15 protein-coding genes are annotated in these 21,492 nt (G+C 65.7%); 7 read left to right on the forward strand and 8 right to left on the reverse strand.

From position 1 onward, the window contains the following. Nucleotides 1-108: 108 nt before the first annotated feature. Genes AB0J62_RS18805 through AB0J62_RS18815 form a run of 3 tightly spaced genes read right to left on the reverse strand, consistent with a single transcriptional unit; the run spans nt 109 to nt 1,695 of the window. The gene (locus AB0J62_RS18805) at nt 109-573 is read right to left on the reverse strand and encodes a DUF4265 domain-containing protein (RefSeq protein WP_363872034.1); all 465 of its coding nucleotides are present in this window, start codon (nt 571-573) and stop codon (nt 109-111) included. A 24-nt stretch (nt 574-597) separates the two neighbouring features. Beyond that, nucleotides 598-1,344: a hypothetical protein gene (locus tag AB0J62_RS18810; protein WP_363872037.1), complete on the reverse strand. Its 747-nt coding sequence runs from the start codon at nt 1,342-1,344 to the stop codon at nt 598-600. A gap of 9 nt (nt 1,345-1,353) precedes the next feature. Next, the gene (locus tag AB0J62_RS18815; RefSeq protein WP_363872041.1) at nt 1,354-1,695 is read right to left on the reverse strand and encodes a hypothetical protein; all 342 of its coding nucleotides are present in this window, start codon (nt 1,693-1,695) and stop codon (nt 1,354-1,356) included. 939 nt (nt 1,696-2,634) lie between these two features. On the opposite strand from AB0J62_RS18815, the gene AB0J62_RS18820 reads away from it, so the two are divergent. Together AB0J62_RS18820 and AB0J62_RS18825 are read left to right on the forward strand one after the other, a co-directional pair. Then, the gene (locus tag AB0J62_RS18820; protein WP_363872044.1) at nt 2,635-3,183 is read left to right on the forward strand and encodes a hypothetical protein; all 549 of its coding nucleotides are present in this window, start codon (nt 2,635-2,637) and stop codon (nt 3,181-3,183) included. Between the two features lie 82 nt (nt 3,184-3,265). Continuing rightward, a complete protein-coding gene (locus tag AB0J62_RS18825) occupies nt 3,266-3,538 on the forward strand; it encodes an SOS response-associated peptidase family protein (RefSeq protein ID WP_363872047.1) in 273 nt (90 codons plus the stop codon). Nucleotides 3,539-3,686: 148 nt separating this feature from the next. Here the strand turns inward: AB0J62_RS18825 and AB0J62_RS18830 are convergent, their stop codons facing one another. The 4 genes from AB0J62_RS18830 to AB0J62_RS18845 all read right to left on the reverse strand — a co-directional run bounded on the left by AB0J62_RS18830 (nt 3,687) and on the right by AB0J62_RS18845 (nt 11,287). Continuing rightward, a complete protein-coding gene (locus AB0J62_RS18830) occupies nt 3,687-5,516 on the reverse strand; it encodes an ABC transporter ATP-binding protein (protein WP_363872050.1) in 1,830 nt (609 codons plus the stop codon). Continuing rightward, nucleotides 5,509-7,317, reverse strand: coding sequence for an ATP-binding cassette domain-containing protein (locus AB0J62_RS18835; RefSeq protein ID WP_363872053.1), 1,809 nt, complete (start codon nt 7,315-7,317; stop codon nt 5,509-5,511). Before AB0J62_RS18835 ends, AB0J62_RS18830 begins: the two co-directional genes overlap by 8 nt. Before the next feature lie 258 nt (nt 7,318-7,575). Continuing rightward, nucleotides 7,576-9,438, reverse strand: coding sequence for a site-specific integrase (locus tag AB0J62_RS18840; protein ID WP_363872056.1), 1,863 nt, complete (start codon nt 9,436-9,438; stop codon nt 7,576-7,578). Between the two features lie 652 nt (nt 9,439-10,090). Then, nucleotides 10,091-11,287 carry a tyrosine-type recombinase/integrase gene (locus AB0J62_RS18845; protein ID WP_363872059.1) on the reverse strand — a complete coding sequence of 399 codons (1,197 nt, stop codon included), beginning with the start codon at nt 11,285-11,287 and terminating at the stop codon, nt 10,091-10,093. A 50-nt stretch (nt 11,288-11,337) separates the two neighbouring features. On the opposite strand from AB0J62_RS18845, the gene AB0J62_RS18850 reads away from it, so the two are divergent. From AB0J62_RS18850 to AB0J62_RS18860, 3 genes are all read left to right on the forward strand, one after another. Beyond that, entirely contained in the window at nt 11,338-11,739 is a 402-nt protein-coding gene (locus tag AB0J62_RS18850; RefSeq protein WP_363873485.1) for an SOS response-associated peptidase family protein, read from the forward strand. Beyond that, a complete protein-coding gene (locus AB0J62_RS18855; protein WP_363873488.1) occupies nt 11,652-11,855 on the forward strand; it encodes an SOS response-associated peptidase family protein in 204 nt (67 codons plus the stop codon). Before AB0J62_RS18850 ends, AB0J62_RS18855 begins: the two co-directional genes overlap by 88 nt. A gap of 219 nt (nt 11,856-12,074) precedes the next feature. After that, the gene (locus tag AB0J62_RS18860; protein WP_363872062.1) at nt 12,075-12,473 is read left to right on the forward strand and encodes a hypothetical protein; all 399 of its coding nucleotides are present in this window, start codon (nt 12,075-12,077) and stop codon (nt 12,471-12,473) included. 19 nt (nt 12,474-12,492) lie between these two features. Here the strand turns inward: AB0J62_RS18860 and AB0J62_RS18865 are convergent, their stop codons facing one another. Beyond that, nucleotides 12,493-13,569 (reverse strand): recombinase family protein, encoded by a 1,077-nt coding sequence (locus AB0J62_RS18865; protein WP_363872065.1) that lies wholly within the window; start codon nt 13,567-13,569, stop codon nt 12,493-12,495. 740 nt (nt 13,570-14,309) lie between these two features. Here AB0J62_RS18865 and AB0J62_RS18870 point away from each other — a divergent pair. Both AB0J62_RS18870 and AB0J62_RS18875 read left to right on the forward strand, forming a co-directional pair. Next, nucleotides 14,310-15,263, forward strand: a complete 954-nt coding sequence (locus AB0J62_RS18870) for a hypothetical protein (RefSeq protein WP_363872068.1) — start codon at nt 14,310-14,312, stop codon at nt 15,261-15,263. Between the two features lie 39 nt (nt 15,264-15,302). Continuing rightward, nucleotides 15,303-20,663, forward strand: a complete 5,361-nt coding sequence (locus AB0J62_RS18875) for an RHS repeat-associated core domain-containing protein (protein WP_363872071.1) — start codon at nt 15,303-15,305, stop codon at nt 20,661-20,663. Nucleotides 20,664-21,492: the final 829 nt, after the last annotated feature.

The raw sequence follows: 21,492 nt of genomic DNA on the forward strand, positions 1-21,492 counted from the left end.
GACGCAGTCGAGCAGTTTCGCATGATCGTCCGGAGTGGCGAAGTAGTAGACGGCGGCTACCATCCGGCCAGTCTGTCATCGGCATGACAGCGCGCGGAATGCGGCAGATCAGTGTGTTCGCTGTCGTCCAGTCTCATACGTGAATCGCCCGTCCCGCTCGCCGGCATGAAGTTCGTCCGCGACTGCCTGGCCCAACGCCCGATCGCAGGAGAGACCGAGCAGGTGACCGCTGTAGCCCTCGATCAGGCAACCCATCTCAGCGAATTCGACCGCAACCTGACTCAGCGCAGTCTCGTCCGCATCCTCCTGCCAGATCCGAAACGTGTAGTTGCCCCCGTCGACCACGATGGCTGTAGCGACTAGCGCACCCTTACCGGATGCGATGACTGCCGCCTCGTCGCCGAAGTTGAGGTCGTAGGCGAACAAGGGCACCGCGCAGATCTCTGCTGTCTCGCGGCCCGGGCTACGACGCGCACGAAGGCCCTCCCAGATCCGCGGAGCGTCCGGCTCAGTCGGTATCGCGAACCATACGGTCGAGCGCTGAGCGGTGTGTCGCCCGATCGGCAGCGACACACCGCCACACGATGGAAGGCTCAGTCAGGCGGCGCCGATAGCACGGGTCGGGCGTACAAGAACTGTTACATCCAATAGGCTCGATGGCAGAGAATCGGCCCAGTCTGCAAAGTCGGGGTCGACATGCAGAACCTCTGCAGAAAGGCCAAATGCCGCGACGGGATCGGACCGGAACCCGCCGCCTGCCGCGACGATATGCCACGCGTCGTGGTGTGCTGAGAGCGTCTGGATCGCGTCAGCAAGGTCAGCCTGCGACCACACAGTCTCTGTGAATTCCACACCGTCAGGGAATGCGGCAGCCAATTCGTTTTGAATCGCGTCGCGCCGATCTGTTCCAATTCGCGCAGTTCGTCGACCGTCCGGGGATCCGTAGACGCGGTGCCAACTGATGTCACCTGCCGCCAGCAGTCGTTCTAGAAGCGCACTCTCGGCCGGTGAAGGGTTCGTCAGATGGCTTCCCGGAGGACCGTCTGGCAGCCTGCCACCCCCGTCGCTCGAGTTGTTGGCATCCACTGCCTCGAAGCGTGCATTGTGAATAGCGGGCTCGCGCCATTCACCTACGACGCGGACTCGGCCCTCCGCATCGTTGGCCGCGGCAGCCGAGCCGTCGAACAAGTAGACGTCAACCGAGCCGCCCTGCACCGGCGGCCGGCGGTCCGGTCGCCATGACGGTGACAGCTGCAACGAGCGAGGGGTGGAGGATCCGTCGAGCCAGCCGACGGCCTCCACCGCCTCACCGTCACTCAAAACCAGATCTGCGAATCGCGCCATCTGGCTAGATTACCCCTCCATGTAGAGGTCGATTGAATACTTGGTCTGGCCGGAGTTCACGTAGCAAGACCAGTTGGTTGTCCCCGGGACTGTGCCGTTTCCCGACCGTCCGCCGGTCGCCATGTACCCATAGGCTTGGCACGAGTTGAAGGAGTAGAAGTAGTCCCACTGGGCCGTGTACCAGAAGCCCAGGACCTGATCGGGCGCGGCATCGGGCGCGGCAGCGGTGGCAACGGTGCTGTGTGACGCTGCTGTGCCGGCCGTGGTCGCACTGGCTGCGGCGCTGGTTCCGACCAGCGAAGCAACGAGCATCGGAAGCGAAACGATGGCGGAGAGAGTTCTGCCCTTCATGCTGAAATCCGTTCTGTCCATGGCGACAAGCTCGGATCAGGCTGGATCGATGGCATACGGAACCGCCCGCAAGAATTGACGAACCGCCCGCTCCATCACGCCGCATCGACGCTGATTCAGCGCGACCCATTAGTCGCACCACTTGGACTCCCCCAACACGGCCCCCGAGGCGGGGGAGCCGGTATAGACCGTATCCAATCGGTCGATAGGCGACAAGAGTTATCTGATTGCAGCAAGGTGCAAAATGTCCGTTTGAAGATACGCGATGAATCGGCAATTCAGTTGAAGCTTGGACGGTGCTGGATCGCGGCTGGGTACGCTACTGCGACCACGGGCCACGAGCGTCCGCACCACAGATCAGAAGTGAGTTGGACGTCAGGATCGGGTTTTCCGCACCATGCCAGGCAGGGCTACCACGAGTCGGGCGGACCGAGCAGTTGCGCGCGCGCCTGGCCGAGGCCTTTGACCGCAGCATTGAGCTCGGGCCGCCCGTACCGAATTTCGGCTGGTACGTCGGCGACGTCGGCTGGATGGTGGGGTGCTCCACTTCCGCGACCTGTACGACGAGCGGATGACGTCGTGGGCCGAGCAGCTGGGCCGCGCCTACGCCCGCCTAGAACCACTCAAGGTGTGGGTCGACGGGTCCTGACATCTCGTCCGGCAGGAGGACCGGCGGCGAGCTGGTCGAGCAGTTCGTCGTCGCGCTGTACGGCGTCGGGGCTCTGGATGGCTGGCCTGAGCACGATCGCCAGCAGGCCACGCAGCCGCTGGACCAGATCGGTCGTGTATGCGTCTGGTCCAGCTGGCCGATAGCGGCACCTTCGCCTCACAGATCCCCGCCTCCTCCACGGTGGGCTATCGGGATCACCGCACGCTGTTACATCGCCTCTTGAGCGCGTCCTCGGGCGTGCCGGGCCGGGAGGTGGAACCATCGGGCTCATGATCGACTCGCAGGATGTCGTGGCGGAACGGCTGACGGCCGCGTTCGACGAGGCCGACGCCACGCTGGATTGGGTCGAGTCGGCGCATGGACCGGCGATCGTGCGGCTCGCCCGGTTGCGGCAGGCACTCGTGGCCGCGGGCTTTGGCTCCCTGTGCGTGGCGGCCATGACCAGCGTGGCCGGCACGGTCGGCACCAGGCCCGGCGAGGCAGCCGGCATCAGCCGGGTGTGCCGTGAGGCCACCGAACTGCTCGAAGCCGCCATCGGTCCGCTCGCGGGGCGCTGGCGGATCGACGGCATCGCGGACCGGCTCAGCCCCGAAGGCCTCGGGATCGGCGTCGAACCAGCCAGTTCCGCGGTGATCGACCAGACGATGACCAGGATCGGGTCGATCATCCTGCGGACCGTCGACGTGCTGTTCGCTGTCACGGAAGACACATCTGTCATGCCCGACCTGCGGGAGGTCGCGGCCGCGGCTCTGGACGTGTTCGACGAGCTCGAGGGCGAGACCATCCTGACCGTCCTCGCGGATCTGCAGAGCTCCTGAACCGACTGGCCACGAACGCGCCGGGCTGATTCTGGCGGCATCACCAGCCGCGCGGGGCCGGGCGCGTGGCACGCTGGCAGGCATGTGTGGTCGATACGCCTCAGTGGCCAGCCGAGCCGAGCTCCTCGAGCGTTTCGTCGTCGGCGAGACCAACGCCGACGAGCTGCGCGGCCAGGACTTCAACGTGACGCCGACGAAGGACAACCCGGTCGTGATCGCCCGCGTCCCGCCGGACGCCGGTGACGACGACGATCCGGCGCGGAAGCTTCGCGTCTTGCGGTGGGGGCTACTGCCGTTCTGGGCGAAGGACCTGAAGGTCGGTGCCCGGATTCTCTGCACTAGTCAAGTCTCGTGATGGTTGTCGGGGGTGCGGAGTCAGTCGGAGTCAAACGTCAGGCGCATGACGGTTCCGACGCTGGCGGCGCGGATGGTGACGCACGCCCTCTGGGCAGGGTCGATCTATGGGCCGGGTACTGATCCTTCTACTGCTGTCTCTGACTGTGTCATCGGTAGGCCGAGGCTTGAAGATTGAAGAGTTCCGCGTAGAGGCCGTTCTTGTGGACCAGTTCTTCATGCGAGCCGTGTTCTGCGATCGTTCCGTGCTGTAGCACGATGATGCTGTCCGCCATGCGCACTGTGGAGAATCTGTGCGAGACGAGGACAGTGATGGAACCGACACGCTGTCGCAGATCATGCGCGACCTCTGTCCAGGCTTCGAACAGTCGATGCTCGGTGTCAGGGTCCAGTGCTGCTGAGGGTTCGTCGAGTAGCAGTAAGGCAGGAGCGGGACGCATCATCGCTCTGGAGATCGCGAGCTTCTGCCACTGCCCCCCGGACAGGTCCACCCCGGCCGGCCAGCCTGAGCCGAGCTGTGTATCGAGCCCGCGAGGCAGAGCGGACAGAACGTCGGTGGCGGCGGCGCGCTCAAGCGCGCCAAGTACCTTCAGATCGACAGTGGCGTCGTCGGACAATGTTTCGATGTCTCCCAGCGCCACGGTTTCGCGCACCAGGAGTTCGAACCGGGCGTGATCTTGGAACGCGGCAGAAACCCTGTCCTGCCACCGGGTGAGGTCGACCGAGCCTAGATCTTCCCCGTCGATGGTGATGGTGCCGTTGGTCGGGCTGTAGAGGCCGGCGAGGAGTTTGACTAGGGTCGACTTGCCGGCGCCGTTTTCGCCAACGACGGCGACCGTCGAGCCGGCGGGCAGGTCCAGGTGGATCTTTTCAAGGGCAGGCTGCGCTGCGCCGTCGTACTGGTAGGAAACGTTGCGTAGCGAGATACCGTGCCTGAGCCGCTGGGGCACAGGGCGCATGCTGCGGCCGCGTTGAGCCGCGTGGCCGAATAGGTCCCGCAGGCTGACGAAACGGTCGGCGGCGACAAGACTGCGGATCGTGAGCTGTAGGACCTCACTGGAACCGCTGACCAGCCCGAGCACTTGACCGGCCAGGACCGCGATCAATGCGGCCTCGCCGACGGTTGCCTCGCCGCCGGTAACTTGTCGCACCACAAGTGCGATGGAAGCTACGTAGCCGGCGATAAACACCAGTCGTCCGGCAAGACTCCAGCCGACGGCCTGGATCTGGGCTCGTCCGTTGAAGCGTCTGATCTGACGGTGCGCCTGCTGAAACCTGGACAGCATCTCCGCCTGCAACCTGAACAGGCGGACCTCCTTCGCGCCGCCCGGGGTGGCCGTAATCTCTACGAGATGCTCAGCAAGTCGGGCCGGCTCGGCCGCGCGCCGGCCACTGTCGCGGAAGATGCGGCTTGTCTTGAAGCTGACGATCAGCGACGGCACCGCGAACAACGGCAGCGCGAGCAGGAGCGGATTGACAAGAACCATGAGGACCGCGGTCGTGATGATCTGCACCGTGCCGGCGCAGAGCTCCACCATCCTCGGCAGGACCTGGCTGAGCTGATGGCCCTCTCGTTGGAACGCATGCAGCTGGTTCAAATGCTGCGGGCTCTCGTGGAGTTCGAGCGTTGGTGCCGCGCTGACCAGGTTGAGAATCTGCGCGTTCATCATGTACCGGGTGCGATCGCGGAGCCGAGACTGGGCACGTTGTCCGCCATAGGCGACGCTGACAGTGGCGGCAATCGAGATGACCCCTCCGGCAACACCGGCCACTAGGCGAACTGGACTGCCAGTGTGGATGCCATCAACGATGAACATCAGCCACACACCGTAGAAGGACTGTGTGATCGCCTGCAGTCCGGTCAGTACGAACGCAAGCACCGCCGCTGCGCGATCTGCCTGCCAGGCCAGGCGCAGCATCGTTGTGATGACGCGCAGGCGGCTAGTACTGCGGCTGGTGCTGCCGGCGGTCTCAGCCATCGAGGTCCTCCTCGGCGTCGGAGCTGAATCGCATCGCCTGCTTGCGGAACATGCGGGCGTAGACTCCCTCAGCCACGAGCAGCTGTTCATGGCTGCCGTCTTCGATGACTTGTCCACTGTCGAGCACGATGATCCGGCTGGAGCGACGGATTGTGGAGAACCGATGGCTGATCACGACGCTGGTCAAGCCGGTCGTGAGATCGAGGAACTTGTCGTAGATGTCTGCCTCGGCGCGCACGTCGAGTTGGGCGGTTGGTTCGTCGAGAACGAGAACGCGCGCGCCGCCTTGAACCGCCATGAGTGATCTGGCGAGGGCCACCCGCTGCCACTGTCCACCAGACAGGTCGACGCCACCCTCCAATCGGGAGGAGAGCGTCGTGTCGAGGCCACGCGCGAGCCCACCCAGGATGGCGTCGGCGCCAGCTCGGCCGGCAGCGCGCTCGATTTCCCGGTCGATACCTGGTTGTGCCAACTGCTCGACTGCTCCGAGACCGATGTTGTCCCGCGCGGACATCTCGTAGTGCACGAAGTCCTGGAAGATCGCCGCCACGGACTTCCGCCACGATTCCTGATCGATCTCGCGAAGATCGGTTCCGTCGACGAGGATCCGGCCACTCTGGGGAACTTCGAGCCCGGTGAGTAGCTTGATCAGCGTTGTCTTGCCGGCCCCGTTCAGGCCGACGATGCCGAGTGACGCTCCCGCCCGGATCTCCAGGTTCAGCCGATCGAAGATCACCTTGCCTGCCCCGGGATACCCGAAGGTCACATCCTCGAACACGATCGATTCCGCCGGACGTCCTGACGCACTGGCAGTGCCAGCTCGTGTGGTGGACGAGTGGTGGGCAACGAGGTATTCCAGCTCGAGTACGACGGGGACACGACTAGCGCCGTACTCGATCAGATCGTCACCGGTCTGATCGGCAAGAAGGCTCATGCCTAGCAAGCCCTGAAGCAGCAAGACGACATCGCCGACGCCGAGGTCTCCGCTGAGAGCCGCCCGTACGGCCAGAGCGACGACGGCGGCATTGGCCACAACAACCACAGCGAGAAGCATGGCCAGGGGACGCTGTCCGACCTTACGGGCACTGGCCAGCTCCGCGAGTATGCGAGCCGTCTGGCGGCCATAGCGGTCCGACAACCAACCGACCAGACCGAAGATGCGGACCTCCTTTGCCCACTCCGGACGCAATCCGATCCGGTGGGTGTAGCTCGCGGCATGTACGGCGTCTTCCCAGATGAACTGATCGGCGCGGCGCATGTTCGCCTGCAGCCTGTTGCCGACCAGGATCCAGACCAGGACCAGGATTGCTGCGGCCGGGAAGGAGACGGTGGCCACCAACACTGCGGCCGCGACACCCTGAGCCTGCAGGGAACACTTCATACTCAAGCCATCGACCAGATCCCCGGGCTCAAGGCCCGCGACGCGCACGGCACGGTCGGTCTTCGCGGCCAGGTCGGGCCGCTCGAAGATGTCCAAGGTGCCTGCGCCGAGGGCGGCTCGGATCACCCGACCGATCAAGTGTTCCTCATACCGCCGATACAGGGCCCAGCGCACCACCTCGTAAGCGGCACGCGTCACCTCTTGCGCTGCCAGCACGAATGCGATCCCGGCCAGCACCGAAACGACGTCGGCTGCTGCAGCTGAGTTCGATCCAGAACTGGCCGCAGCCGGAAGGATTGTGATCAGGTGCGCGACCAGCGCAGCGAAGATCGCCGGCCAGATGGCGGTCAGGACAACGCACCCGACCAGCAAGACAGTCCAGCCTGGAAACGCCCGAGCCAGCTCGACGACCGCGAGCACCCGCGGCGAGCGGAACAGCCAATGCTGTGAATAGTTACCCTTCCCGCACCGCAACAAGGTGACAGGTCCTTCCCGCGGTGTCAAACCCTCACCGGCGAAGCACAGAGGCGTCTGGTCCAGCCACGCCGTGACGACGGTGTGGTCGAGGTTATGTCTGCGAAGTGGCCGTAGCGGCGGGTGACGCGCATCGCGGTGTCGCCCTGAATGCGTGACCCGACGGGGCTGAATCTCGGCCAAGTTTGAACCCGACACTGAGTACTAGGTGGCGAGGGCGGATGGCTGACTGGACGATCCCATCGGCGCGGTCCTTGCAGCGATGCCTGGCATGCCGAGGTCGACCACACCGCTCGGGGCGCTGTTTGCGCTGATGCGTTCGGCGGTGGCTTGCTTCTCGCGGAGTAGCCGCAGAGTGAGGTCAATGCCCTCGATCTCTCCGAGCCAGCCCTCGGCTGATGCTCGGCCTCGGCGTGCCTGGAGGTCTGTCTCGAGTTCGGCCAGTCTCGGCAGCATTGCGGGGTTGATGCGGAGCATCGGGCACCGGATACAGGCATGCTCATGCTGGCACGGGCTGCCGTAGGGACGGTCGCAGTTTCCGAGCTCGACCTTGCGTTTGTCGAAGTGCTCTTCGAACTCCGACCATTGTTCGGCGTCGACAGGGCCGTATTCGTCAGCCGGGCGCAAGGCACGGCGGCGGGCGAGAAAATCCTGGTAGTGCCGCACGGTGTCCTCCTCGAACACCGCGACATAGCCCTGGGTGGTGGCCAGATCGAGGTGCCCAAGGAGCTTGGCGCCGATGTGGATCGGCAGGCCGTTGTTGACGAGCTCGGTCGCGAACAGACGCCGGAAGTCGTGCGGGGTGAACCTGACGCCGGTGAACGCTGGGTTCGTCGCGGCAATCTGCTCGCATTGACGGTTGATCGCCTCCCGCACACACTGAAAGCTCATTGCTCCGGCGCTGATCAGTGGCCGTTGGAACAGGAACGGCATCGGCGCCGACCAGACCCGCTCATGGGGGTCCCACCGCCGCACCACCCGGATCGACCGTCCGGTGGCGGTGTGCCGGCCGATGACTGCCGCAATCACGTGGAACAACTCCGCCGTCATCGGAATCACTCGCTCCCGGTCGGTCTTCGAGGGAGCGACGACCAGCAGACCGATGAGCTCGCCGTTTGGTCGCTCGTATTGGCGGATGCTCAGCTGGCTGAGCTCAAGGAGCTCCTCAATTCGAAGTCCCGTGTGCCGCAGGGTTTCGACGCAGGCCCAGGTCCAGAATGCGGCATCCTCGGCGAGCGTCAGGTTCGTCAGCTCGCCGGAGACCGTGTCTTTCACGCGGACGTGGATCTGTCCGCGGGCCATCATCTGCCGGTCGTGCTCGGTATCGATGCGCTGATAGAGGCGGTCGGCGTAGGTGAACTCGGCACCGGCAGGTATCTCCCCAGCCGCGCCAAGAAACTCGCGCAGCCTGGCGTGCTGCCGTTCGACGTGCTCAACGATAGTGGGAAGCCATGGCTGACGCTGTCGGATGCGGTCCGCGATCCGCTCCGTCACCCTTCGCTGACGAGCGCGGCTGCTGCGCCCAGCGCCGGGTGGGACCGGGCATGGAGCCGCCCACTGCGCCCACCGTTCCGCTTCCTCGATCGCCCAGCTCTGCAGATCCAGGTAGAAGCTGCGGACGGTCGCCACAATCGATTCCGGCCGGAGCCGGACGCCACCGTCGGCGCGGACTCTCAGGCCGGCCGCCCACTGCTCGTAGGTGCCGGTGCGCAGGCGCAGGTCCTTCTGGTGCGGATCGATCAGCTCGATCTGCTTCCAGAACTGGCCGACCAAACGCAGCGACAGCGCCGCCCAGCTGCTGTAGTCGCACTCCGGCCGCCGACGCTCCAGGTACTCGATCAAAACCTCGCGGACGTCGGCATTGCTGACATCGTGGCGGTCGACCAGCTCGGCCGCTGTCCGTTGCCCATTGTTCAGGCAGACCTTGAGCGCGTGCGGCGCGCCCGGCCCGAAGTGGCCCATGCGGTGCAGCACGTCCCATGCCGCGCCACCGGCAAGCCGGTTCGCGTTGCCGACCGCTCTCGGGGTTACGCCGAGCCGTCCGGACTCGATCGCGTAATGCAGCAAAGCCTCTGGTGTCAGGTCCCGGAGCCCGATGCCTTGGCTCAGCAAGGCATACGTGACATCGAGAACCGCGGCTGTCCGGACCGTTGCACTGCGCCCAGAGTTGGCCACCTCCTCGAAGAACTGGTCGAGTAGCTGGTCGCCTTCGACCAGTCTGAATGTCTCGGCCAGGCGGAGGATCCGGTTCGATCGCAGAGCGGCGAGCGTGGGCCGGAAGGCCCGGACACAGAGCAGCGCCCGCAGCCCAGCGGTCATCACCTCCCGCCGGCCAGCCCGGCCGATCGGTGGCCCGGCGATGTCGCCGACCCGTCGACCGAGTGCGTTGAGTCCGCTGGCTTCCCACCGCGCCTGCCAGGTCTCGCCGGGGAACCCGGCAAGGTGGATCAGTACTGCCCTAGCACCGCGACGAGGCGGCCCCGCAGCCCGGCCGCCGCCCCATGCCTGGCTCACCACGTTGGCCACGTGCTCGATCGACAGCCCGGACAGATCACCGAACTTGCCAGGGCTCACCAATGGCCGCAGGGCAGCGGCCGGGCGGACACCGGATCGCGCGATCCGTGCATCCAATTCCGCGCCGCCGTACCCATCGCCCGGTCCCTTCGCCGGCAGAGTCATGGGCAGCATGGCTTCGTCTGGGCCGGACCATCCGCCCGGCCTAGTCACCGAACACAATCTTGACGTCGTCGGGGTCGTAGCCAGGCGCTAACTGGCGCGTTGGCCGGGGTCGGGCGTAGTGGTCTTGAAGCTTGTCGAACAGGTCCTCGACCCGCACCGCGGTATAGATCCCCGTGGTGTTGATGTCGGCATGCCGCAGGATCGCACGGACCTCGGTCAGCGTCATGCCTGGATCGTTCGCCAGCCGGGTCGCAGCCGTGTGCCTCAGATCGTGCAGTGTCCAATCCGTCCCGAGACGCTCATTCGCCCTCTGCAGAACTCTCCGCATAGCCCAGTAGGACAGCTGTCGCGGCTCCCCACGTCGGGTCCGCCACAACGGTTCACCATCCCCTGGAAGGCCCGCCTCAGCTAAGTAGCGCGCCAGGTTCCGCAAGCTTTCCGGGGAGACTGGCACCGACTGCCGCAACCGGGTGCCCTTGGACACCACGTGGATCAGCTGCCGACCCCAGTCGACATCGGCCAAACCGATCCCGAGCAGTTCCGACGCCCGCGCACCGCTGGACACATACATCGACAGCAGCGCGCGGTCTCGATCGCATCCCATCACAGCGAACAACTCGTCCCACAGCCGATCAGACATTGCCCGTGGCAACTGCTTCGGCACCCGCTGGCGCAGCCGTGACCGGCGCACCGTGGGCAACGGCTCAAGCGGGCTGCCGTGAGACAGGGTCGCTCGCTGCTTACGCCACACCGGTACGGGGTTGAGCACTGGCCCGTCGCCGTGGTGGGCGTGGAAGTCGTAGAACCGATAGACGACCGTCAGCGCGTGGTTGATGGTCCGTGGTGCGTAACCCGCCGACAACGCCCGCTTGCCAGTCCTTGGATTCACCGCCCCTGCGCCAGCGGGTCCCGACCGCCGCGTTCGCTGGGGGTTTCTGGCCGACTTCATCCAGCCGACGAGCACGGCGACCTCCGACGACGTCGCCCGATCCCAGTCCACACCCAGAACCCACAGCATCCGGAACCAACGCAGCAGAGCAAAGGCGTAGCTGCGGCACGTCAACGGACTGACATCGCCGAGCGCCAGATCCCGAAGATACTGAACTGCCGCCGCAACCTCGGCGCCGGTGGCATCCACAACAACGAATGGGGGAAACCGTCCCTGGACCGCGAGCGCCTCTCCGACTCGCGGCACATCAATCCGGCCATGCAGCAACTCCTCCCGAAGTTCGTCCAACGGACCAAGACCTCCTCGTAACCGGGCGACCGCCAGAGGATAGAGACTTGGTGCAGTCAACTCGGATGATCAACGCCCGGGCGGAGACCGTCCACCAGAAGCCGGCGTACCGGCGAGCCTTCAAGTCGCAGCGCGCGCTGATCTCGGTCGATGCGTTCTACGAGTGGCTGGAGACCGACGAGGTCGGCAAGTCGGGCAAGAAGCTGAAGCAGCCGTTCGTACTGCGGCCCGCGGACGGCTCGACGCTGTCGTTGGCTGGGCTCTACGAGGTGTGGTACGACGAGTCGCTACCTGATGACGACCCGGCTCGGTCGTTCCGACCTACACGATCATCACGACCACCGCGACCGACAGCGTCGGTCGGATCCACGACCGGATGCCGATGGCGATCACCCCTGATCGCTGGGACGAGTGGCTCGACCCACGCAACCACGACGTCGAGCAGCTGCTGAGGCTCATGGCTCCGCCAGTCGATGGCAGCCTCGACATGTACGCCGTGTCGAAGGCGGTCAACAACGTGAAGAACAATGGCCCCGAGTTGCTCGAGCCGCTTCCGCCCGAGAAGTGATGAGAACGGCAGCTGCCGCCGGACCGGGCCAGATCGCCTTTAGAACGACGGCTTTCGCAAATTGGTCACTGGTACCTCGCGCGGGTGGTGAGCAACTTCTGTGCACTGCCTCGCATCGAGCAATGTGAGGGGCAGCCTGGGGCGTGGGCTGGGGGACCTCGGCTCCTGATCAGAGCGGCGCGCAAGTGCGCCGACCTCATCGGAGAAGGGGGCTACGTGATGAGCGTGGCATGGAACAGCGGGAGCGCGATCGTGCAGTTGCCGGTAGCGCAAGGAAGCGAGATGAAGCCCGGTCAGGCTCTCTACCCTGGCGACACGCTGGTGTCGCCGAACGGGAAGTACACACTCGCGTTCCAAGGAGACGGGAACCTCGTTGTGTACGGGCCAGCGAGTTCTGTCGTCTGGGCGAGCGGCACGACCGGGCGACCGGTAGGTGTTTTCCTGCTGGACGGCGACACCGGAAGGCTCAAGATCTACGGGCCGGGGATGCAGTTGGTCTGGGAGAAGCCAGCCACCGGCCCGAATGCGCCGTCGATCGTAGGCGCTGACTTGATCGTTCAAGATGACGGGAATCTTGTCCTGGCCGGCGAAGCCGCCGTCAACCCGCCGCGCCAGTAACCATGCATCCGCTCTCGCTTCAATCCCGGGCGAGAGCGGATGTCTCCACAGTGTGGTCTCCGCACATCCACTGATGGTCGTGACGAGTCCATCCTCGGCCGGCGAGGCACAGCACGGCCTGGTCGGGCACCTGCTCGACGGCGGCGAGTTCGTTGCCGAGGATGACTGTCGCGCTGCACAGCCCGCACATGATGATGCGGGCCTGGTGGGGCTGGCAGCGTTCGCAGTGCCAGCGCTCGACGACCGCCGTGCCCGGCCGGGCCGGATCGGGGAAGAGCCAGACCGTTTCGAGACCTTCGCGATGCAACTGCAGCTCGTGCTTGCTCGATGGGCGGTGCCCGCAGGTCGGGCACGCTGACGCGCGTGGCGGTTTCGGCATCGGCAACGGCTGATCTGCCGTACCACCGACGTACGGATGCGCAGATGCCGGGAGCTCAAGCGGAGGTTGCGCACCTGGTACGGCGGGGGAGCGGAGCTCGGGGACGTACTTGTAGATGGTGGCGCGGCTGACGCCGAGCAGCCGGGCGATCGAGGACACGGTGTTGTCGGGGTTGCCGAGCAGCACCTTGGCGTGCTCGATCTGCTCCTCGTTCATCGCCGGTGGCCGGCCGAGGCGGATGCCGCGGACCTTTGCGGCGTCGAGGCCTTCGCGGGTGCCCTGGACGATCATCTCGCGGATGAACTCGCCCAGGGCGGCGAAGACGTGGAAGATCATCCGGCCGCCCGGGCTGGTGGTGTCGAGGGCCTCGTGCAGCGACTTGAACCCGATCTCGCGCTGGCGCAGCCCGCTCACGATCGAGATCAGGTCCTGGAAGTTCCGGCCGAGCCGCCACAGCTCGGTGACCGTGACGACGTCGTTCGCGCGGGCGAACTCCAGGCAGGCGAGCAGCTCAGGCCGGTCGGCGTTCTTGCCGCTGAGCTTCTCCTGCCAGATCCGGCCGCAGCCAGCCGCGGTCAGGGCGTCGAGCTGGCGGTTCAGGTTCTGCTCCCTGGTCGACACCCGGGCGTAGCCGAGCAGCATGCCGCCGCCGATGACGCCGAGCGGGTCAGGATCGAGCGACAGGGGGCGCCGGCGGTCGAGATCGGTGGTCGTCACGCCTCGACTGTATGGAAAAGGGCATCGGGGGACTTGTTAGACACTCCGGGTTTGCAACACGTTTTCCGACACTCGCCGTGCGGCGTGTCGAGGTTCCGCCGACTTCAGCGGATGGGGTGTTGAGAAACGATCCTCATGGCGCTGCATAGGCGGCGAGGTGGTCGAAGTAGTCGGTGAGGCCTGCGGCGTTGATGCTGTTGAAGCCGACGCCGGGGCACAGCCGATCATCGATTGGGGATTCGGTGCGCCCAGGCAGGAGGTCGGGCGGTTGGGGCCCTTGCAGCAAGCGGGTCACGACCCCGAGACCGGCTTCCTGTCCCGGAGCGGTTTGTGGCGCGAAGGGCCGTTAAGGGTGCGCGCCCCTGGGGCGATCGTCAAGAGGTGAGAGTCGCCGTGGCGGGTTGTTGCAATCGTTGTAACGCAGTTGTATCGGTGGCCGATGTAGCGGTCGCTGGCCCAGCTCGGTGACCCGCCTAGTCATCGGTGCTTGTCCCGGAGCCGGCGTGAGGTGGGGTGTCATGTCTCGTTCTCGGCGTGCCCGAACTCAGTGGCTTTTTCGTGCCATTGCGGCTGTGGTTTCGTTCTCGTTGCTGGCGACAGCCTTGGAGGCCAGAGAGCCGGCGGCCGCGGCGCCTGCGGCGGATCCGAAGCCGCCGGTAGCCAAGGTGGCGTCCCGACCGGACCTTGTGTCGGCGGTCGTTTCTGCGCGGTCGCAGGGCTCGAGGGTTGAGGTCGAGTCGATGCGCTCGGAGACGTCGACGACGTGGGCGAACCCGGACGGCACGATGACGACCGAGGAGCACACGGCACCGATCCGGTTCAAGGACGCCAAGGGTGCGTGGAAGTCGATCGACCTGACGCTGGCCGAGGGCACCGACGGTACCGTCGCTCCGCGCGGGCACGGCCTCGGTCTGCAGTTGGGCAGACGCAACAGTGTGGCGGGCGGGGTGTTCGCCTCGGCGGCGGCCGGCACTGGCCGGCAGGTGGAGTGGATGGCTCCGTGGAAGCTGCCCCAGCCGAGCCTGGACGGGACGAAGGCGACCTATGCCGAGGTGCAGCCGGGGGTGGATCTGCGCCTGGACGCGCGCAGGTCGGGGTTCGAGTCCGACTTCGTCGTGAAGCAGCGCCCAGCTGATGGTGTGGCGCCGGTGTGGCGGATTCCGCTGCGGACGAAGGGCCTGACCGCGCGTCAGAACGCTGACGGCGCGATCGAGTTCGTCGACGCCAAGAACGTGGTGCGATCGCGGATCCCGGTCGGACAGATGTGGGACGCGGTCACCGACGAGCACACGAACCTGCCGGTGAACACCGCGGCGGTGGCGATGTCGATCGAGCAGGTCTCGCCGGGCAAGGCGACGCTGGTGATCGCGCCGGACGCGAAATGGCTGCTGGACCCGGCCCGGGCGTTCCCGGTCACGGTCGACCCGACCTACGCGAACACGCCGCTGTATTCGACCTTCGACGCATTCGTGCAGTCCGGCTGGCCCAACGACCTGTCCTCGACGGTGGACCTGCGGGCCGGGAAGAACGGCACCACCACGGAACGGTCGTTCCTGAACTTCGCCGGGGCATCGTTCCAGGGCAAGGACATCACCGCAGCGAACCTGTCGCTGTATCAGTACGGCGCGACGACTTGTACCGCGACGCAACTGGACCTGCACGCGGCACTGCCGGCCTCCACGGAGACCCGGTAGACCAATCAGCCGGTCATCAGCTCCACAGTGTGGGGTTCGGTGTCGACCGCCAAGGGCTTCTCGAGTGCGTGCGCGGCGGGGCGGATCTCAGTGCCGATGACCGGCCTCGCGCAGTACTGGTCCGGCCAAACAGCCCCGACCGTCGGGGTCGCGCTGGAGGCGGCCAACGAGGCGGACGCGAACGCGTGGAAGCGGTTCGTGTCCAGCGAGGGCGACGCCGACCCCTACATCTCGCTGACGTGGAACCGGGCGCCGAATGCGCCGGCGACGGTGGAGACGACTGAGGCGGCCGCGTACGCGGCGCCTGGCGACACGACGTCGTACATGTACTCGAAGAGCCTGCGGCCGTGGGTACAAACCAAGGCATCGGACCCGGACGGCAACACGGTCAAGTACGTCTTCCAGTTCATGACCGATGGCTCCACGGTCGTGGGCACGTGTACGTCGTCGGTGTATGCCTCCGGCACGACGGCCGGCTGCCGCCCGTCGACCGATCTGCCGGACAACACGCTGCTGTACATCCGGGCCAAGGCGAACGACGGCCGCGTCGACGGTGCGTGGACGAGCTACCAGACCCGGTTGCGGACCGGGGCGACGCCGCCGACGACACCGGTGGTGTCGTGCCCGGCCCCGTATGACGTGAACAGCACTTGGACCGACACGACCCCGACGACGGACGTGATCTGTACGGTCACCGCGACCGGGACCGGGTACAGCGCGCCGGGGTATTTGTGGATGTTCATCGACGGCAAGCGTCCGCCGGCGAACGACACCAGCGGCGCGGTCAAGATCACGCCGTCCAGCGACCCAGCGGTCGCGAAGTACACCGTCACGTTCAAGCACACCGAGCCCGGCCTGCACACGATCGTCGCCGAGGCCCAAACCCCGGGCGGCAACTACTCGCCGACCGCCACCCAGCGGCTCGGCTGGGGCAGCGCGTCGTTGTCGTCGCCGACCGCGGACCCCAGGATGACGACCGCGAACACGATCCGGATCACCGCGGCCGGGCCGCCGAAGGGCACCGCGCCGTCGGTGACCGCGAAGGTGCGGTGGAGGGTGTCCGGGTACGGCGGCACCGACGACCTGGTCGGCTGGAACGACGGCGCCGACCTGCCGGTGGTCGACAACGGCGCCGGCGGCGTGTCGGTGAACACGCTGTGGGACACCACGCTGGCCACGACCGACGCGTTCTTGGACTCCGACCCGAACACCGCGGGCGTGCAGCCGACCCAGCTGAACGACCGGGTGCCGGTCAAGCTCGACATCCAGGTCTGCTTCACCTACAACGCCACCGTCCAGTGCACGTGGTCCGAAACCCCGAACACCACCATCCAGCGCCTGCCGCACGCTTTCGGTGACGGGTTCCCGACCAGCGACGCGGGGCCTGGCCAGGTCGCGTTGTGGACCGGCGAGTTCAACTACTCCGCCACCGACATCTCCGTGCCCGGCTACACCGGCGACCTGTCGATCTCACGCTCCCACATGACCTACGAGACCCCGACCGATCAGATCAACGGCGCGTTCGGCCCAGGTTGGACCGCGCAGTTCGACGGCGCCGACGCGGGTGCGGCCGGGATGCAAGTCATCGACCAGACAACGCTCGACGGCACCCTCGTCCTCCAAGACGGCGACGGCACCAGCCTGATCTACGAATCGCCATCCCGGCAGCGCCGTACGACGGCGGCGTACGTGCAAGGTGACTGGGTGCCGGTCGACGACGACACCACCGAGGACGGCTCCCGGCTGAACATCACCGGATCCGGCACCTCGACGGTGCTGTCATACATCGAGGACGACGGCACTGTCACCACCTGGAAACCCGCCGCGGCCCCGGTCGCGAACGCGGCGACGCAGTTCCGCGCCGACGGCATCTCCGAACCCGGCATCGCGGGCAAGACGACGTACTCCTACGACGGCAACGGCCGCGTCGTACGCATCCTCGCCCCGCCCGCCCCCGGCGTGACCTGTGGCGCCTACGTGACGGGCAACCCGCTGTCCGGGCTGGTCGCCGGCTGCCGGGCCCTGACCTTCGACTACACCACCATCGGCTCGTCGCAGGTCCGCCTCAGCCAGGCCTCGCTCGACATCTACGACCCGCACAAGATCGTCAACGGTCAGCCGGCCCCCGGGATGGCCACGATTCCGGTCGCCTCCTACACCTACGACACCAACGGCATGCTGACCAAGGTCACCGACCCGCGCTCCGGGCTGTCGACGCAGTACACCTACAACGCCTCCAACCACGTCACCTCGATCACGCCGGCCGGGCAGGTGCCGTACCAGTTCAACTACGTCACCAGCAGCACCGGGGACAAGCTCGACACGGTCACCCGTGCCCGCCCTGCCGGTGACCCGGCGGGCGGCACCGCGACGCTGGGCAAGTACGTCTACGACAACGTGCCGCTGTCCGGGCCCGGCGCGCCGGACCTGTCCGCGGCCGCGGTCGGGAAGTGGAACCAGAAGGCCGTGCCGACGAACGGGTTCGCGGTCTTCGGCCCAGACCATCCGCTGAGCGGCGCACCGACTTCGGATGATTGGCAGTACGCCGACTTGCAGTACACCGACGCGACCGGCTACACGGTCAACACGGCCAAGTACGGCGCGGGGAACTGGCAGTACACCTCCACTGACTACAACGACCAAGGAAACGTCGTCCGCGAGCTTGATGAACGTGCCCTGCGCGCCGTCATCGACACCGGCGCCGCGGCCGACCAGCTCGCGACCACCACGGTCTACAACGCCGACATCCCCAACAACGCCGGCACTATCGTTACCCCGGCCGGGACGCTGGTCACCGATACCTACGGCCCGGCCCGCTGGGCAGCGCTCAAGAACGGCACCCTCGCCTGGGTCCGCCCCCACACCCACACGAAATACGACGACGGCGCGCCGAACGGCGACATCAACCCGGCCACGCTGCTGCCGTACCGGCTGGCCACGACCGAGACGTCGTCCGCCTATGACCCTGGCACCGAGACCGATCTAGAGACCACCGGCCAGACCCTGACCGACTACAGCGCCCCAATAGCGGGTGATGCCGACGGGTGGGGCAGAAGCCTGCCCGGCAAGACCGCCACCGACGTCGACCTGGATGGCACCAACAGCACCGGCGACATCGTCAAACTCACCCGCTACGACGCCGAAGGCCGCGTCATCGAGACCCGCCAACCCAAGTCGAACGGTGCCGACGCGGGCACGACCAAGACCGTCTACTACACGGCAGCTGCCAACACCACTGGGTCTCCGGAGTGCGGCAGCAAGCCGCAATGGGCAGGGCTGGTCTGCAAGACCTACCCAGCAGCCGCGCCCAGCTCCGGACCGAGTCTGCCCTCGACGACAACCACAGCCTTCAACTACCTGCTGTCGCCGGAAACTGTCGTCGAAACCTCCGGCACCGTCACCCGAACGACAGCCACGAGCTACCGTACCGACGGTCGTACCGACACCACCGCGACGACCGTCACCGGCCTGACCGGGTCGACACCGAACACGAAGAAGGTCTACAGCTACGACCCGAGCACGGGCCAGCCCACCGTGGTCACGGCGAAGAACGCCGACGACACCATTGCGGGCACGGTCACGTCCGGCTATGACGCCTGGGGACGCGAGACCTCGTACCAGCCATCGGGTGAGACTGCCACGACCACGGTCTACAACTCCGCCGGCAACGTCGCGACCGTCACGGACGCGAACGGCTCCACGTCCTACACCTACGACGGCACCGACGCCAACGGCAAAACCGAACACCGCGGCATCGTGACAAAGGTCGACGTCACCACCACAGGCTCCACCTGGACCTCCACCGGCGCCTACGACCCCAACGGGACGCTCATCACTCAGAAACTCCCCGGAGGCATCACTCAAAACACCAACCTCGACAACACCGGCGAACCTGGTGGTCTGAGTTACACCGGCCAGGTCACCACTACCAACCCGGACGGCAGCACGACCGTCGACCCGAACGGGCCGTGGCTGTCCTGGTCACTCCAGAACGACGTCTCCGGACGGGTCACCCACGAATGGACCCCCGACGGCAACGCCTTCACCACCTCGGCTGGTGGAGCCATTCCTTACGACCGTCACTACACCTACGACAACGCTGGCCGCCTCACGCAGGTCAACGACCGCACGGCAGCAGCGCCCGGAGCGGACCTCAACGACCCCGCAGTCAGTCCCTGCATCACCCGCACCTACGGCTTCGATGCCAACGACAACCGCCTCACGAGGTCTACCGCTCCTGCAGCGGCCGACGGCTCCTGCACCACAGCCGGAGCCAGCCCGGTCAGTCGGGCCTTCGACACTGCAGACCGTCCGATCACCGGCGCTGGTGGAGCCGGCAGCTACACCTACGATGCCCTGGGACGCACCACCACGCTGCCCGCGGTAGACGCGCCCCAACCGGCGGCCGGCGACGTCGCACTTTCCTACTACGACAACGACCTCGCCCGGTCCATCAGCCAGGCCGGCACGACGACGACGTTCGCACTCGACGCGCTGGACCGCCGGTCCACAGAGACGGTCACCAACACGTCGGGTTCGACCCAAACCGTCCGGCACTACACCGACGCCGGCGACAACCCGACCTGGGTTACCCAGGGTGCCACCGCCCAGCGCTACGCCGAGCTCATCGGAAACGACCTCGCGCTGACAGTCGACCAATCCGCGGCAGCTGACCTCACCCTCGCGAACCCTCACGGCGACATCGTCACCACCGTGACCTTGCCCTCTGCCGGGGCCGCGGCCAGCGGGATCGGCGGCTGGAACAACTACGACGAGTACGGCAACACGACCGACTCGACCGCCAACACCGGTGTCGTTGACTACGAGTGGCTGGGCGCTAAGCAGCGCGCGATCAGCGGCGCGGACCTCATCCTCATGGGCGTCAGACTCTACAATCCGACCACAGGCCTGTTCACCTCTGTTGACCCCGTCGACGGAGGCAACGCCAACGCCTACACCTACCCAAGCGACCCGATCAACGGATTCGACCTCGACGGCAAACGCCGGTTCGATGACGACGACCCCAAATACACACCCAAGCGCCTCCGCGCGAAAAAATGGAGGAACTCCCTGCAAGGAAAGACCTGGGCATCGAACCATCATTGGGACGAGCGTCGTTCATACTCACCACCCCCGAAGCCAAAAAAGAAGAAGAAAAAGAAGTGGCCCAGCCGGAAATGGTGGATGAGGCGCCTCAAAGGTGGAGTCCGAGGCAGCATCGCTGGCTACGCTGCTGGCCAGGCGACCGGGAAGTTCTTCGGCTGCATCGGGGGACGGCTCCTCCGAAAAGGGTGTGGAACCGGGGCCGCAGTTGTGGGCACCTATATGGGTTATATGGGCGCGATCAATGGGGGAGCAATCGGCGCCTACTACGGCTCCGACAGATGGTTTGGATGGTGATTGTTGTGAATGAGCCAAAGGCGGGCAAGCGGTCGCCTCACGTTGAAGCCGCGGTTTTTCGAGTAGTGGGCGCACTTAGTCTCGCGATCGTCGCTCTCGTTCTCCAGGTAGTTTTTAGAAAGCCACTGATATCGTGGAGCACGTTTGTTGTCGTGGTCATCATGGCGCTGTCTGGAGTCGTCGCTTCCTCTCTCTATCTTAGAAAGCATGGTCGGTCACCGTGGGATGATTGAGGGTCGCAATTACCGAAACATCGTCCTAAGGTCAAGCGGCATGCTGGGTTGCGGCAACTGTGACGACGACGTCACGGTTGCCGACCCTGGCATCTGATCTGAAACGCCAAGTTGATGGAATGACCCTTCCGATTGCAGGGCACGCGTCATGGCAGGCTCGCGATTTCCAGATCGTCACTCCAGACGGGCTTTCCTGGGTGCTGTCTACGCATCCAGTAATCTTCGCCGCGGACCCAGCCGTGACCGGCGAGCCACAATCCAACCGCCGTTGGCATATTCTTCGCGTGACCGCCCGCAATTAGGCTGCCGAGCATCATCGTTGTGCCGCAGATGCTGCACATGCTGATGTGTGGATGCCCAGGCCATCACAATGCATCACGCGGCTTGGGTGGGTTGGCAGCGTTCGCAATGCCCACCGCTCGAGCAGCTCGTCCGGCCGGTCCGGATCGAATAGCAGCCAGATGGTGTCGAGACCCTCGCGGTGCAATTGGAGTTCGCGCGCGTCGGCAGATTCGGGCGAAGGAAATATTGAAAGGCGATGAATAAGTACCGGATAGTCAGCCGAACATTCCTGTATTCGCTGTCATGCTTTCTTG

This window comes from Kribbella sp. NPDC049584, from assembly GCF_040675555.1.
Lineage (GTDB): Bacteria > Actinomycetota > Actinomycetes > Propionibacteriales > Kribbellaceae > Kribbella.

Coding starts and splice junctions, on each gene's coding strand:
- AB0J62_RS18825 (WP_363872047.1), top strand. CDS start 3,266: ATGTGTGGTCGATACGCCTCAGTGGCCAGCCGAGCCGAGCTCCTCGAG.
- AB0J62_RS18820 (WP_363872044.1), top strand. CDS start 2,635: ATGATCGACTCGCAGGATGTCGTGGCGGAACGGCTGACGGCCGCGTTC.
- AB0J62_RS18830 (WP_363872050.1), bottom strand. CDS start 5,516: ATGGCTGAGACCGCCGGCAGCACCAGCCGCAGTACTAGCCGCCTGCGC.
- AB0J62_RS18860 (WP_363872062.1), top strand. CDS start 12,075: ATGAGCGTGGCATGGAACAGCGGGAGCGCGATCGTGCAGTTGCCGGTA.
- AB0J62_RS18870 (WP_363872068.1), top strand. CDS start 14,310: ATGCGCTCGGAGACGTCGACGACGTGGGCGAACCCGGACGGCACGATG.
- AB0J62_RS18810 (WP_363872037.1), bottom strand. CDS start 1,344: ATGGCGCGATTCGCAGATCTGGTTTTGAGTGACGGTGAGGCGGTGGAG.
- AB0J62_RS18815 (WP_363872041.1), bottom strand. CDS start 1,695: ATGAAGGGCAGAACTCTCTCCGCCATCGTTTCGCTTCCGATGCTCGTT.